The organism is Intrasporangium sp. (genome assembly GCF_035280925.1).
Classification (GTDB): Bacteria; Actinomycetota; Actinomycetes; order Actinomycetales; family Dermatophilaceae; genus Intrasporangium.
The window spans coordinates 1-14,501 of record NZ_DATEEY010000167.1 but is presented as its reverse complement, the minus strand read 5'-3'; the positions used below and the strand labels follow the sequence as shown (position 1 = coordinate 14,501).

The 14,501-nt window shown below is 70.5% G+C and carries 13 protein-coding genes; 3 read left to right on the top strand and 10 right to left on the bottom strand.

The window, feature by feature from the left end; genetic code table 11:
* Positions 1-66: 66 nt before the first annotated feature.
* Positions 67-921: a CPBP family intramembrane glutamic endopeptidase gene (locus tag VJN29_RS15255; RefSeq protein ID WP_324144487.1), complete on the bottom strand. Its 855-nt coding sequence runs from the start codon at positions 919-921 to the stop codon at positions 67-69.
* A 232-nt stretch (positions 922-1,153) separates the two neighbouring features.
* Here VJN29_RS15255 and VJN29_RS15250 point away from each other — a divergent pair, with 232 nt between their 5' ends.
* The 3 genes from VJN29_RS15250 to VJN29_RS15240 all read left to right on the top strand — a co-directional run bounded on the left by VJN29_RS15250 (position 1,154) and on the right by VJN29_RS15240 (position 3,868).
* On the top strand, positions 1,154-1,855 hold the full coding sequence (locus VJN29_RS15250; protein WP_324144486.1) for a PadR family transcriptional regulator: 702 nt from the start codon (positions 1,154-1,156) through the stop codon (positions 1,853-1,855).
* Between the two features lie 166 nt (positions 1,856-2,021).
* A complete protein-coding gene (locus VJN29_RS15245; RefSeq protein ID WP_324144485.1) occupies positions 2,022-3,086 on the top strand; it encodes an ABC transporter ATP-binding protein in 1,065 nt (354 codons plus the stop codon).
* Positions 3,086-3,868 carry an ABC transporter permease gene (locus tag VJN29_RS15240; RefSeq protein ID WP_324144484.1) on the top strand — a complete coding sequence of 261 codons (783 nt, stop codon included), beginning with the start codon at positions 3,086-3,088 and terminating at the stop codon, positions 3,866-3,868. The genes VJN29_RS15245 and VJN29_RS15240 overlap by 1 nt, the downstream gene beginning before the upstream one ends.
* Positions 3,869-3,960: 92 nt before the next feature.
* Here the strand turns inward: VJN29_RS15240 and VJN29_RS15235 are convergent, their stop codons facing one another.
* From VJN29_RS15235 to VJN29_RS15195, 9 genes are all read right to left on the bottom strand, one after another.
* Positions 3,961-5,226 (bottom strand): DUF445 domain-containing protein, encoded by a 1,266-nt coding sequence (locus VJN29_RS15235; protein ID WP_324144483.1) that lies wholly within the window; start codon positions 5,224-5,226, stop codon positions 3,961-3,963.
* A gap of 28 nt (positions 5,227-5,254) precedes the next feature.
* A complete protein-coding gene (locus VJN29_RS15230) occupies positions 5,255-6,037 on the bottom strand; it encodes an SseB family protein (protein ID WP_324144482.1) in 783 nt (260 codons plus the stop codon).
* The gene (priA, locus tag VJN29_RS15225; protein WP_324144481.1) at positions 6,034-6,777 is read right to left on the bottom strand and encodes a bifunctional 1-(5-phosphoribosyl)-5-((5-phosphoribosylamino)methylideneamino)imidazole-4-carboxamide isomerase/phosphoribosylanthranilate isomerase PriA; all 744 of its coding nucleotides are present in this window, start codon (positions 6,775-6,777) and stop codon (positions 6,034-6,036) included. The genes VJN29_RS15230 and priA overlap by 4 nt, the downstream gene beginning before the upstream one ends.
* Positions 6,778-6,901: 124 nt before the next feature.
* Positions 6,902-7,546, bottom strand: coding sequence for an imidazole glycerol phosphate synthase subunit HisH (hisH, locus tag VJN29_RS15220; protein WP_324144480.1), 645 nt, complete (start codon positions 7,544-7,546; stop codon positions 6,902-6,904).
* Between the two features lie 2 nt (positions 7,547-7,548).
* Positions 7,549-8,157, bottom strand: coding sequence for an imidazoleglycerol-phosphate dehydratase HisB (gene hisB / locus VJN29_RS15215; protein ID WP_324144479.1), 609 nt, complete (start codon positions 8,155-8,157; stop codon positions 7,549-7,551).
* Entirely contained in the window at positions 8,154-9,383 is a 1,230-nt protein-coding gene (locus VJN29_RS15210; RefSeq protein WP_324144478.1) for a histidinol-phosphate transaminase, read from the bottom strand. Before VJN29_RS15210 ends, hisB begins: the two co-directional genes overlap by 4 nt.
* Positions 9,380-10,738 carry a histidinol dehydrogenase gene (hisD, locus tag VJN29_RS15205; RefSeq protein WP_324144477.1) on the bottom strand — a complete coding sequence of 453 codons (1,359 nt, stop codon included), beginning with the start codon at positions 10,736-10,738 and terminating at the stop codon, positions 9,380-9,382. The genes VJN29_RS15210 and hisD overlap by 4 nt, the downstream gene beginning before the upstream one ends.
* Positions 10,739-11,017: 279 nt before the next feature.
* Positions 11,018-13,114, bottom strand: a complete 2,097-nt coding sequence (locus VJN29_RS15200; protein ID WP_324144476.1) for a S9 family peptidase — start codon at positions 13,112-13,114, stop codon at positions 11,018-11,020.
* Positions 13,115-13,228: 114 nt separating this feature from the next.
* Positions 13,229-14,501, bottom strand: a 1,273-nt coding sequence (locus VJN29_RS15195; protein ID WP_324144475.1) for an ExeM/NucH family extracellular endonuclease, incomplete at its 5' end; no start/stop codon positions are given.

The window sequence follows — 14,501 nt, the reverse complement described above, 5'->3', positions numbered from 1 at the left end:
CTTCCGGGAGTCGGCCGCCCGGCCCCTTCTGCGCTCGGCTCAGCCCAGCCGTGCCCGAGGGCGTCCTCAGCGAAGGACAAGGAGGAGCACCAGGATCGCGAAGACGACCGACTGGACGCTGTGCGCTGCGATGCCCAGAACCGTGCTGCGATAGCGCCGAGACGGATAGGCCACGATCAGCATGTCGAGCAGGGCCTTCGGCATGGCCCACGGAACGTGCAGGTGGTAGGCCGTGAAGAGCAGGCCATTGACGACCCAGTCCCATCGCCCGCAGGCCCGCCGCATGCGAGGCAGCAGCAGCCCACGGAAGAGCAGCTCCTCGCCGAGGACGGTGTTGAAGACCCACATCGTCACGAGCAGGGCGAACCACGTCCAGTTGCCCGAGAAGAACTCCCCTCCCGCGTCGGAGCGGAGGAACAGCCCGAGATCACGGTCTGCCGGCACGGGGACCGGGAGGTTGACGAGCATCTCCTTGGCCGCAATGCCGAGCACCAGCGGGATGATGAGCAGCCAGAGCCACCCGCCCCGCCGTCCGGTGCGCGGGCTGCGCGGCGCGCGTAGCCAGAGAGCCTCCTTGACGACACCCCATCGCAGAGTGCCCTGCTCGCGACGCACGAGCGCGGCGACGAGAAGGAACTGCCAGACGAGACCAAGGGTGAGACACAGGATGAGGGCACGCGGCCCGGCGCTCGGTCCGTCGAACGACGTCCACAGTCGTGGAGCGACGACCCAGGCCAGGCACGCCATCGGCAGTGCCGCGGCGGCCCAGGTGCCGAGGACCCGTGCGAGTGAGTACTGCGGTGGCTCAAACGACGCGTCCGGGGTCGGCCGGTCCGCGCTGACGGCGCTGGCGGCGCTGCCGGCAGTGGCGGCAGCATCGGTGGTGTCGGTGGTGTCGGTGAGCCGAGTTGCGGGGGTCATGAGGACTCCAGGTTTGGGTTTGCGGCGGACTTCCTGATGCCTTCGACGCTAGGAGCCCGCCCTCCTCCTTCGCGTCGTCGGAAAGCCGCGTCTCGCGCGGCACCAACCGACGAGGCCGGGTCATCCGTTGGTAGGAGGGGCTGCCGACGCTCCTTCACGGGCGACGGCAAATGGCCTTGCCGCGGAGCTCTGGCTCGAATACTCTGACTCAAGTATCCGATTCGGAGGAGTCATGAGCCGTCGCCGCGTCAACAACCCTCTCGCCCTGGCGGTCCTCGCCTGCCTCGGAGAGCGGCCGATGCATCCCTACGAGATCTCCTCGACCCTGCGCCAGCGTGGCAAGGAGGAGAGCATCAAGCTCAACTTCGGGTCCCTCTACTCCGTCGTGGCAGCCTTGGAGAAGCACGGTCTGATCGTCGAGCAGGAGCGGATCCGGGAGGGCAACCGACCCGAGCGGACGATCTACGCGATCACCCAGGACGGAGAGGCGGAGTTCGAGGACTGGCTTGCCGACCTGCTCCGCACGCCCGGCTCCGAACCGGACTCCTTCGAGTCGGCGCTGTCACTCATGGCCGGCCTGCCGCCGGACGAGACGGCGGCGCTGCTCGAGGAGCGCACCGCCCGGCTCGACCTCGAGGAGCGCCGCATCCAGTCGTCCCTGGACTGGTCCCGGGAGCACGGACTCCCGGACGTGTTCCTCATCGAGGCCATCTACCGAGCGACCAGGGTGCGCGCCGAGCGGGACTTCGCGGCCCGACTGGCGTCCGACATCCGAACCGAGACCCTCGGCGGCACGAGCGGCTGGAGGCGCCTGCACGAGCTGCGCGCATCAGGAATGCCCATGCAGGAGATCCTGGCCAATGCCGGCGACCTGCTCGGAGAGGAGGCACGGATCCTCGAGCCCGACAAGGGCCCCTACGACCCCGCTCCGTAGGAGCGGCCAGAGAACCCCCGGCCCGGCGCGGCAACGCCTGACCGGGGGCCGATCCTCGAGTCGGTCCCAGACGCGCTGGCACGGCAGCTCAAGGCCCATGTCCAGACTAGTGGCAGCGCGGGGCCCGACTCCCAACCAGGACCGAACGGTCCGTGAAGGAGTCACCATGTCCCATCCCCCGACTGCGCCGCATCGAGCGAGCGCGGCCGAGCCCACCACCCAACGCGCCAACGCGCCGGACGACCGACCACACGCGATCGAGGCGCAGAACCTCATCAAGTCGTTTCCCTCCGGGCGCCGCCGCGAGCCGGTCCGGGCCCTCGGCGGGCTCACGCTCCGGGTCCGACCGGGAGAGGTCTTCGGGCTGCTCGGGCCGAACGGCGCCGGCAAGTCCACCACCGTGCGCATCCTTGCCACCCTGTCGCGACCGGACTCGGGATCGGTCCGGGTGGCGGGAGTCGATGCACTCGCCGATCCGGCCGCGGTCAGGCGCTCCATCGGCCTCGTGTCCCAGAAGCCCTCGGCCGCCCCGATGATGACCGGCCGCGAGAGCCTCGAGATGGCCGCCCGCATCCACGGCCTCGACCGTCGGGAGGCGCGAAGGCGGACGGACGAGCTGCTCGACCGGTTCGGCCTCGTGGATGCGGCGGATCGCCTGACCAAGACGTACAGCGGCGGCATGAACCGCAAGCTGGACGTCGCGATCGGCCTCGTCAATCGCCCGTCGGTCCTCTTCCTGGATGAGCCGACGACCGGGCTCGACCCGGAGGCGCGCGCCCAGATGTGGGGCGAGATCGCTCGCATGGCCACCGGTACCGAGCAAGACGGAGACACCGGGGTGACGGTCCTGCTCACGACGCACTACCTCGACGAGGCGGACCACCTGTCCGACCGGCTCGCCATCGTCGACCACGGCCAGATCGTCGCGGAGGGGACTCCGGAGCTGCTCAAGAGCCAGCTTCGTGGTGACAGCGTCGTCGTCGAGGTGGCGGACACCGCGGCGGCCGGTGTCGCAGCCGCTCGCCTCGCCGCGCATCCGGACCTGCGCGAGGTCACCCACGAGGGACGGGTCGTCCGGGCCCGGACGGACCATGGTGCAGCGGTGGTCCCGTCGGCCCTCGCGGTGCTGGAACGGGCCGGTGTCGTGGTCGCGTCGGCGACCGTGGCCCGCCCGTCGCTCGACGACGTCTACCTGCGGCATGCGGGGCGGGCGTTCGAGGCGGTGGCCTGATGACGACCTTGGTCGCCCATTCAACCCTGCTGACGAAGCGGTCGCTGACGGCCCTCGTGCGGCAGCCGGCCTTCGTCCTCATCACCCTCATCCAGCCCGCGATCTGGCTGCTCCTCTTCGGTGCCCTGTTCGAGAAGGTCGTCCAGATCCCCGGGTTCGGCAGTGGCGGCAGCTCCTACCTCGAGTTCCTCACCCCCGGTGTCGTGGCCATGACGGCACTGCTCTCTGCCGCCTGGGCGGGCACGGTGTACATCGAGGACATGAACCTTGGGGTGATGGACCGCATGCTGGCCTCGCCGGTGCGCCGCGGGGCGATGATCAACGGCACCGTCCTCTACCAGGGCATCGTCTCGGTCGTCCAGACGGCCGTGATCATCGTGATCGGGTATGCCGCCGGGGCTCGGTTCGAGCGTCCACTGGTCGGCATTGGCCTGACCTTCGTGTCGGCCGCGCTGCTCACGGTGGTCTTCGCCGCGATGTCCAACGCGGTCGCCCTCCTGGCCCGCGACCAGAACGCCCTCATCGGGATCAGCCAGCTGCTGTCCCTGCCGCTCGTGTTCCTCTCGTCGGCCATCATGGATCCCGACCTCGCGCCGGCGTGGCTGCGCACCATCGCGACGTACAACCCGCTCGACTGGGCCGTCGTCGTCAGCCGTGAGGGCCTGTCCGCCGCCACCGACTGGTCAGCGGTGTGGCCCCGCCTGGGCGCCCTTGCGGCACTCGCACTGGTCATGAGCTGGCTGGCCACCCAGGCCTTCCGCGCCTACCAGCGCTCGGCCTGAGCCACGACGAGGGTGCAGTTCGCGACGCCCCGGGTTTCGCGAGCTGCACCCTCATCTGGCGGGGCGTGCCGCGAGCTGCTCTCTCGATCCGCTCAGTTCAGGAGCACGGACGCGCCGTGGATCAACACCCCGATGAGGCCGCCGACGAGCGTGCCGTTGATGCGGATGAACTGCAGGTCCCGCCCGACGTGCAGCTCCACCCGCTCGGCCGTCTCGCGGCCGTCCCACCGGTCCACCGTATGGCTGATGACGCGTGTGAGCTCGGTCCCGTAGCGCTCCACGCCGTAGACGACGGCATCGCAGATCCGCGCGTCGATGCGGGCCCTCAGGTCTGGGTCGCCCAGGAGCCGCTGGCCGAGCAACGTGACCTCCTCGATGCCGCGCTGCCGAACGGGCCCGTCCTCGTCCTCCAGAGCGGCGATGGCCACGGCCCGGAAGGACTGCCAGAGGGACATGGCGGTCACCGACACCTGCGGGTGTGAGAGCACCCGCTCCTTGAGCCGCTCGGCGCGCTCCTGGGTCACCGGATCGTGCTGCAGGTTGTCGGCGAGATCGGTGAGCAGCTTGTCTAATGCGATGCGGACGTCATGCCTCGGCTCGCGGCGGATGTCGGCGAGCCACTTGAGGGCCTCGGTGTGGATCCGGCGGGCGACGAGGTCGTTCACGGCGTCCGGCACCCACGCCGGCGCTCGCTGGACGATGAGGGACTCGAAGAGGTCCTCGTTGACGACGAGCCACGCCGCCATCTCGTCGAGCGTCAGGTCGACGAGGCCCGCATGCGAGCCGTCGCGCACGACCTGCTCGAGGAGGCCACCTGCGAGTGAGCTGACCGGCTCCTGGATGAGCCGGGGCAGCACGGCCTGCTCGATGACCGCCTGGATGTCGCCGTCCGGGATCCGGTGCAGGGCGTGGGCGCCGACGGTGGCCACCTCGTCGACGAGACGCTTGGCGTGGTTGTCGGTCAGCACCCACTCCGCGGCGCGCCGGGTCGGCTCGGCGTCGAGGACCCGCTCCCGGATGATCTCCTCGTGGAGGAAGTTCTCGCCGACGAACTCCTCGAGACTTCGGCCGATCATCTCCTTCTTGCGCGGGATGAGCGCCGTGTGCGGGATCGGCAGGCCCAGCGGGTGGCGGAACAACGCCGTGACGGCGAACCAGTCTGCGCAGGCACCGACCATGGACGCCTCCGCACCGGCGTTGACGAAGCCGAGCCAGCCGTCATCGTGACCCCGGGTGATGACGTAGACGATGGCCGCGAAGACGAGCAGTCCGGTCGCGACGAGCCGCATCCGCCGCAGGTCACGGCGACGCTGGGCGTCGAGGACCGGGTCGGCGACGAAGCCGAGGGTCGCGCTCACGGTGGCCTCCTGCGAGTCAGGCCACGAGTCAGGTGGCGGCTTCGAGGGCGAATGTCAGCGAGTCGATCCTCGCACGCGTCTCGCCGTCGGTCGCAATCCGTTCGCCGATCCGGGTGGCTACCTCGCTCACGACGTCCTGGTCGAGACCGGGCGGCAGCAGGAGCACGACGCGCAGGGCGCCGGCACCGGCGGGCTCGCCGGCTTCGACGTGATGGCCGCTCACGAGCGGCTCCTGTGCCACCGCCATCCGGACCGCCCGTGCCACGTGGTCGTCGCGATGGGCCGGAAGCCAGGCGCGTTCCTGCGCCAGGGCCCACAGCATGCTGGAGCGGAGCACGGTCGCGCGCGGTGACGAGATGTCGACGGCCAGCACGTCGCATGACTCGGTGATGGCGGCTTGGGCGGCGGCGGCCGCCCGCACCGGAACGGGGCGCGCGGCCGGGTCCCACGCCGCGAGCGACTCCAGGCTGCTGAACAGCGGCAGGGCCCGTCGGCCGTCCGGGGCGGTCAGGATCACAGCTGCCATGTCGCTGCGCGTGTCGGTGGCGAGCCGGCCGTCCTCGTCGACCTCGGTCGGCACGGCGACCACGGGCACCAGCCAGCGGGCCAGCGCGACCCGGGACATCAGCTCGGTCTCCGCCTCCGGCGTGGGGCTGTCGGCGCAGGCCAGGAGCGCGTCAACCAGGCCCGCGTCGGCCTCTCCGCGGTCCTCGGCGAACCCGTGGGTGGGGATCGTCTTGCCCTCCCAGGCCTGGCCGACGGAGTCGGAGGCCCGCCCCTCGTCGTCGACGTGCGCGAACGGGGTGGTCATCGCTCGGGCCGTCCGGCCAGGTCGAGCGCGTCGGGCAGCGTGAAGGCCCCACGGTAGAGGGCCGACCCGATGATGGCCCCCTCGACCCCCTCGGCAACGAGGCTCCGCAGCACGCGGATGTCCTCCAGTGTCGAGACCCCGCCGGAGGCGACGAGCGGTCGCTCGGTCCGCTCGCACACCCGGCGCAGCAGGTCGACGTTCGGCCCCTGGAGCATGCCGTCCTTGTTCACGTCGGTGACCACATAACGCGCACAGCCTTCACGGTCGAGCCGCTCGAGCGTCTCCCAGAGGTCACCGCCCTCACGGGTCCAGCCCCGTGCGGCCAGCGTCGTCCCTCGCACGTCGAGGCCGACGGCCACGCGGTCGCCGTGCTCGGCGATGATCCGACCGGTCCACTCGGGTTCCTCCAGCGCGGCGGTGCCGATGTTGACCCGGCGACATCCGGTTGCGAGGGCCGCGTCGAGCGACTCGGCGTCTCGGATGCCTCCGGAGAGCTCAACCGAGATGTCGAGCCGTCCGACGATCGTGTCGATGAGGTCCCGGTTGTTGCCTCGGCCGAACGCCGCGTCCAGGTCCACGAGATGGATCCACTCGGCGCCCTGGTCCTGCCACGCCTTGGCCGCCTCCCATGGGTCGCCGAACCGCCCGCCGCTGCCTGCGACTCCCTGGACGAGCTGCACTGCCTGCCCACCGGCGATGTCGACGGCCGGGAGGAGCTCCAGTCGGGGCTGTTCTGTCACGTCGACTCTCCTTGTGGCTCAGTTCAATTCGTTGACTCAGTATGCCGCTGGGCTGGCTTGCGCGGCGACGCCGGCTCCCCGCCCCCTGAGTGCCATCCCAGCCCATGGTCCGTCAGCGTGCGCATCACAGCGATCGCACCCAGTTCTCGAGCAGGTGCAGGCCGGCATCCCCTGACTTCTCGGGGTGGAACTGCGTGGCGCTGAGCGGGCCGTTCTCCACGGCCGCGACGAAGGGGGCGCCGTGCTCGGCCCAGGTCACGACCGGAGCCACCGCCGCGAAGGCTCCCGTCGCCTCGAGCTCCCACGTCTGGACCGCGTAGGAGTGCACGAAGTAGAAGCGCTCCGCCTCGACGCCCGCGAACAGCCGGGACCGCTCGCCGACCGTGACCTCGGACCAGCCCATGTGCGGGACGATCCGGGCGGGGAGACGCTCGACGGTGCCGGGCCACTCGGACAGGCCGGGCTCGGGGCGCTCCGCTGGCTCCGCGGAGCCGTCGAACATGACCTGCATGCCCACGCAGATCCCCAGCACCGGTCGACCACCGCTGAGCCGGCGGCCGATGACCCGGGGGCCGTGCGCGGCGCGCAGGCCGGTCATGCAGGCGTGGAAGTTGCCGACGCCCGGCACGAAGAGGCCGTCGCACTCCAGCGCGATGCGCGGGTCGGCCGTGAGATCCACCGCTGCGCCCACGCGCTCGAGGGCGCGCACGGCGGAGCGCACGTTGCCGCTGCCGTAGTCGAGGACGACGACGCGGGGTGGCGTCGGCATGCTCAGAGCGCCCCCTTGGCACTCGGGATCCCGATGACCCGCTCGTCCGGGGCGATGGCTGATCGCAGGGCGCGCGCGACCGCCTTGAACTGGGCCTCGACGATGTGGTGGGGGTCGCGACCGGCGAGGACGCGCACGTGGAGGCACAGACCAGCGTTGTAGGCGAACGACTCGAGGACGTGGCGGGTCATCGAGCCGGTGAAGTGGCCGCCGATGAGGACGTACTGCTGGCCCTCCGGCTCGCCCTCGTGGACCACGTAGGGTCGGCCGGCGACGTCGACGACGGCGTGCACCAGCGCCTCGTCCAGCGGGACGGTGGCATCGCCGAACCGGGAGATGCCCGCCTTGTCGCCCAGTGCCTCTCGCAGCGCCTGGCCGAGGACGATCGCGGTGTCCTCGACCGTGTGGTGCACGTCGACGTCGATGTCACCGGTCGCCTTGACGCTGAGGTCGATGAGGGAGTGCTTGGCCAAGGAGGCCAGCATGTGGTCGTAGAACGGGACGCCGGTCGAGACGTCGGACTCCCCCGTCCCGTCGAGGTCGAGGGTCAGCTCGATCGACGACTCCTTGGTCGTCCGAGCGATCGTGGCCGTCCTGCTGCCTGGTGTCATGCGTCGTCCTCGGCGGTCTCGAAGGGTAGGGGGTGGACGGTGCTCGGGGTGGCCAACGGCCCGACATGGGTCGGCGCCAGCTCCGCCATGGCGGCGAGGAACCGAGTCGTCTCCTCCGGCGTACCCGCCGTGACCCGCAGGTGGTGGCGGATGCCGACGTCGCGGACGAGGATGCCGCGGTCGAGGAGAGCGTGCCACGTCGCCTTCTCGTCGGGCAGGCCGCCGAAGAGCACGAAGTTCGAGTCGCTCGGAACGGGGGTCACCCCCAGCGCAGCGAGGTCGCTGACGATGCGGTCTCTCTCGGACTTGATGGCATCAACGGTGGACAGCATCAGCTCGGCGTGTTCGAGGGCGACGCGCGCGATGGTCTGGGTCGGGGTGGACAGGTGGTAGGGCAGCCGCACGAGCCGAAGCGCATCGACCAGCTCCGCGGAGGCGACGAGGTACCCGAGGCGGCCGCCCGCGAAGGCGAACGCCTTGCTCATGGTTCGGGTCACCACCAGCCGCGGGTTGTCGGAGAGCAGGCTCAGGGCGCTCGGCGTGCCGGGCCGGGCGAACTCCGCGTAGGCCTCGTCGACGACGACCACGGCGTTGGGAGCCGCGGCAAGGACGGCGCCGATGACCTCGAACGGCAGCGCGGTGCCGGTGGGATTGTTCGGCGAGCAGAGGAAGACGATCGACGGGTCGTGCTGGCGAGCCTGTGCTGCCGCGGACTCAGCCGTCAGATCGAAGGTCTCCGCCTCCCGGAGGCCGTCGACCCACGTCGTGCCGAGCGTCTCCGTGATGATGGGGTGCATCGAGTAGCTCGGCGTGAAACCGAGCGCGGTGCGCCCCGGGCCGCCGAACGCCTGCACGAGGTGTGAGAGGACCTCGTTGGAGCCGTTGCCGGCCCAGAGCTGCTGGGGGGTGATCGCGACACCGGCCTGCCTCCGGAGGTACGCCGTCAGGGCCTTGCGCAGGTCGGTGAACTCGCGGTCGGGATAGCGGTTGAGGCCGACGAGGTCGCCCTCGAGCGCGTCCAGGGCGGCCCTGACCACTACGTCGGGGACGGGGTATGAGCTCTCGTTGGTGTTGAGGCACACGGGCACGTCCAGCTGGGGAGCCCCGTAGGCGGTGCGTCCGCGCAGGTCGGGCCGCAGCAGTCGCTCGACCTCGCTCCCGGGCTGGTTTCGGGGCACACTCCCGACCTCGCTTCGCGCCTCGCTCGTCGCCGAGGAGTCGTTCATCCGGGCACCTCGTCGCCGAAGCGAGCCGTGACGGCCTCGCCATGTGCTGGCAGGTCCTCCGCCTGGGCGAGCGTCACGACGTGCCCCGCCACGTCCCGGAGGGCTGCCTCGTCGTACTCGATGACGTGGATGCCACGCAGGAAGGACTGAACCGACAGACCGCTCGAGTGGGTGGCGCAACCGGCCGTGGGCAGCACGTGGTTGGACCCCGCGGCGTAGTCACCGAGGCTCACGGGTGCGTAGGGCCCGACGAACACGGCTCCAGCGTTGCGGACACCCCCGGCCACTGCGCCGGCGTCCCGGGTCTGGATCTCGAGGTGCTCGGCGGCATAGGCGTTGACGACCGCCAGACCGGCTGCCACGTCGTCGACGAGCACGATGCGCGACTGCCTGCCGCGCAACGCTGCTGCCACGCGCTCGGCGTGCTTCGTCGCGGGCACCCGGCGAGCAAGGGCGCGTGCGACGGCTTCGGCGAGGTCCTCGCTGTCGGTCACGAGGACCGAGGCAGCGAGCGGGTCGTGCTCAGCCTGGCTGACCAGGTCGGCGGCCACGTGCTCGGCGTCGGCTCCGGAGTCGGCGAGGATCGCGATCTCGGTCGGGCCGGCCTCGGCATCGATGCCGATGAGCCCCTTGAGCAGCCGCTTGGCTGCAACGACCCAGATGTTGCCGGGACCGGTGACCATCGAGACGGGCTCACAGGTGACGGGGACGCCGTCACGAACATCCTGGTGGTCGACGAAGCCGAAGGCGAACATCGCCACGGCCTGCGCTCCACCGACCGCGTAGACCTCGTCGACGCCGAGGAGCGCGCAGGTGGCCAGGATGGTCGGGTTGGGGTAGCCGGCGAAGACGCCGGTGTTCTCCCGCTGCGGCGGCGACGTGACGGCGAGAGAGCCCACTCCGGCCAGCTGGGCGGGCACGACGTTCATGACGACGCTGCTCGGGTAGACCGCGAGCCCGCCGGGCACGTAGAGGCCCACCCGGTCGACGGGGACCCAGCGCTCGGTGACGGTGCCCCCCGGCACGACCTCGGTCGTCGTGTCGGTACGGCGCTGGTCCGCGTGGACAAGGCGGGCCCGCCGGATCGACTCCTCCAGCGCGGCACGCAGGTCGGGGGCCAGCTGGTCCAGGGCCGCCCGGAGGATCTCGACCGGCACGCGCAGGTGCTCCGGGCGTACCCCGTCGAACCGCTGCCCGAGGTCTCGCAACGCCTGCGCCCCGTGATGCTCCACGTCCGCGCAGATCGGCCGCACCTGCTCCAGGGCCGCCGTGACGTCGAACTCGGCTCGGGGCAGCGCCCCCCGCAGGAAGCGCACATCGAGCGTGCGTCCGCGCAGGTCGAGGGTGGACATCATGGGCCAATTCTAGGAGGCGTCCACAGAGCGGGACGCCGCGTCTCAGGCTGCGGCCCTACCAGCCCGCGTCCTGGCGGACGGCGCCTCGTCGGCTGCCGAATACCGGTCCCGTCGAGGGTGCACCAACCGCTGCTCCCTCTGGGATGGAACAGCGGGGACGAATGACGGGACGAGGTGCTGCGGTTCGGGCGTGGCCACCGGGCTTGACCGGGTTCGGTCCGTCATGGCTCCCGGGCGGAGCGGCACGAACTGCACAGTCGAGTGGAAGGGTGCACTGGCTCAGGTGAGGTCGATGAGCACGGCGGTCTCCCACGCCCACTGGTGCCAGGTGTCGTACCGACCCGACTGGCCCCCGTGGCCGGCTGCCATCTCGGTGCGGAAGATGACGGGGCGGGCGTCCGGGATCCCACGGATCGCCTCGCGCAGGGCCGCGACCCACTTGGCCGGCTCCGTGACGTAGACGCGCGTGTCGTTCAGAGACGTCGTGACGAGCATCGCCGGGTAGCGCTGGGCGCGAACGTTCTCGTACGGCGTGTAGGACCGCATCCGCGCGTAGGCCTCGGGGTCCTCGAGCGGGTTCCCCCACTCCTCCCACTCGATGACCGTCAGGGGCAGGGCCGGATCGAGGATCGTCGTCAGGGCATCGACGAAGGGCACCGACGCGTGGATGAAGCTGAACCGGTCCGGCGCCTCGTTGGCGACCACGCCCATGAGCAGACCACCGGCCGAGCCTCCCTCTGCCGCAAGGTGGTCCGGGTGGACGATACGCCGCTCTCGCAGGTGGTCGGCGCAGGCGACGAAGTCGGTGAACGTGTTGCGCTTGTGCTCGAGCTTGCCGTCGTCGTACCAGGACCGGCCCATCTCCGAGCCGCCACGCACGTGGGCGATGGCGAAGACCCAGCCCCTCTGGAGCAGGGACAGGCGCAGGACGGAGAACCAGGGGTCGCTCGGGATGCCGTAGGCACCATAACCGTGGAGCAGGCCGGGCGCGGTGCCGTCGAGACGGGTGTCGCGATGGTGCACCAGGGAGATCGGAACCCGCGTCCCGTCCGGTGCGGTGGCCCACTCGCGGCGCTGCACGTAGTCGGCCGGGTCGTGCCCACCCCGGACCTCCTGCCGCTTGAGCACCGTGGACGTCCGCCCGAAGACGTCGTAGTCGATGATGGTCTGGGGCGTGACGAGCGACTGCCACACGAGCTGGATGGTCCGGGTCGTGGTCTCCGGGTTGGCACCGACCCGGAGCGTGTGCAGCGGCTCCCCGACCTCGACGGCATGTGCCTCTCCGAGCCCGGTGGCGCTCGAGGGGTCTCGCATGACGACGCGGACCGAGGTGCCCCCGTCGCGGCGGAGCGAGATGACGATGAAGTCGTCGAACGCGTCGACCCCAACGACGTACTCGTCCTCGGTGGTCACGTCCAACGGCACCCAGTCCTCGTGGCTCGTGGACGTGACCGGGGCGACCGCGAGCTCGAAGTTGGTGCGGCGCGCGTTGTGCACGATGAGCAGCTGGTCGCCGATGGGCTCCACGTCGTACTCGACGCCCTGGCGCCGCTCGGCGACGATGCGCGGGGTCCCCAGGGGGTCGCCGGCGTCGAGGACGCGGTACTCGTTCGTCGTCTTCGAGCCGATGCCGATGATGATGAGGCGGTCGTCGCGCGAGGCGCTCACCCCGACGAAGAAGCGCTCGTCGGGCTCGTCGTGGACGAGCACGTCCGCCTCGGCCGGCGTACCGACCTCGTGCCGCCAGACCTGGTGGGGCCGCCAGGCGGCATCGACGCGCGTGTAGAACAGGTGCCGGCCGTCGAGCGTCCAGGCGAGCGAGCCCCCGGTCTGCTGGACGGCGTCGTCGAGCAGCTCGCCTGTCGCGATCCGCCGCACCCGGATGTCGTAGCGTTCATCGCCGGCGAGGTCGGCTGCATAGGCCAGCAGGTCGCCCTCCGGAGAGACCTCGCTCCCGGCGACCGCGAAGAACTCGTGACCCTGCGCCTCGGCGTTCTGGTCGAGGAGCAGCTCCTCCCCCAACGGTGGTCCGTCACCGTCAAGCGTCGGCCGGTGGGGGTGCTCGGCCAGCGTGACGCGTCCCTCGACCGGGTACTGCTCGCCCTCGACCGTCCGCGAGTAGTACCACCACCGGTCGTGGCGTACCGGCACCGAGAGGTCGGTCTCGCGGATCCGGGAGCGGAACTCCTCGTAGATCGTGTCCGCGAGGGGCTTCAGGTGGGCGGTGACTGCCTGCGCGTGGGCGTTCTCGGCCGCGAGGTACTCGAGCAGGGCTGGGTCGTCTCGGCCGGCCATCCACGCGTGGCTGTCCTCGAACCGGTCGCCGTGGTGCTCGCGGAAGACTGCCTCGCGTCGTGCCGTCGGTGACTGCTGCATTCGCGCATCCTAGACATGGCGAGCCGCCCGTGATCGAGACACGACGACGCGGACGCCATCGAGTGGACGAGTTCTGGGCCCAGAACTCGTCCACTCGATTCAGCTGGGCGGTCGTCAGTGGATGGCGAACTGCCCCGTGACGCGCGCCTCGCCGCTGTCGTAGACGACTGTCATGGACGAGTCGCGGACGACGACCCGGATGGTGTCGTTCTTGGCGCCGTCCGTGGCGATCACCTGGTAGGTGTGGCCGGCGACGCCGTTGACGGTCGCGGCGCCACCGAGACGAGCCTCGTCGCCGTGGAGGACGAGCCAGTCGACGGAGGTGCTCGCCACGCCGAAGGTCGTGCCCTCGAGGGTGAGGCTGAACTGACCGGTCGGGGCGACCGACCCGCTCTCGTACTTGGCGTCGAGCTGGAACAGCGCCTTGCCGCTGTACGACGGGTCACCTGCCAGTGCTCCTGCCGGTGACCGGTACCACCCACCGCCGGTCGCGAACCCGGGGGTGTCGTTGTCCAGGGAGAGGCCAACGATGACCGGGTCGTGATCGGAGACGCGGAACTGGTCGGGCGCGTAGAGCGTCGACTGGAGGTTCGGCGTCTTGAAGTCGGTGTTGTAGTCCAGCACCGACGGCTCGTCGGCGTTGATGTGCCACTCGGCCACACCGGTGACCTGCTCCTCTGCCGACGACGAGGCGAGGGCGTGGTCGAGGTAGCCCCATTGCCCGTCGAAGACGTACGAGTAAGCGTCGTCGCCGACGTACTCCTCGATCAGGTTGGTGTACCCGGCGCCGGTGATGACGTCGATCGGGTCCTCCTTGGCATAGGAGTTGAGGTCGCCCATGATGAGCACGTCGTCGTCGCCGGTTCCGGTCGGGTCAGATGCCAGCCAGTCGACGAGCTCGGTCGCCGCGGCCACGCGGACGTCGTTGCAGTTGCCCTGTCCGTCGTTCTCGGCCGGGGCGTCGCAGGCGCTGCCCTTGCTCTTGAGGTGGTTGACGACGGCGGTGAACGCCCCGCCGGTCGCGTTGTCCCTGAAGGCCTGGGCGAGCGCGGGCCGGCTGCGAGGGTCGTCGTCCCCACCGTTGACGAACTCGACCGAGTTGAGCGCTCCGGTGTCACCGATCGGGGTCACCCGTGCCGGCTGGTAGATCATGCCCACCTTGATGGCGTCGGTCCCGAGGGCGTTCGTCTGGCCCGTCCGTGCGTCGACGTCGACGTGGGCCCAGGTGCCGGCGCCGTCCGCGTCGTTGAGCCGGTCGACGAGGAACGCGATCGCGCTCGACGGGCCGTAGCCGTCGTTCTCGATCTCGTTGACGCCGACGACCTCGGCGCCGAGGCCACGAATGGCGGCGACCGTCTTGGGCCACTGCCTGTCGAGCTCAGCCTGG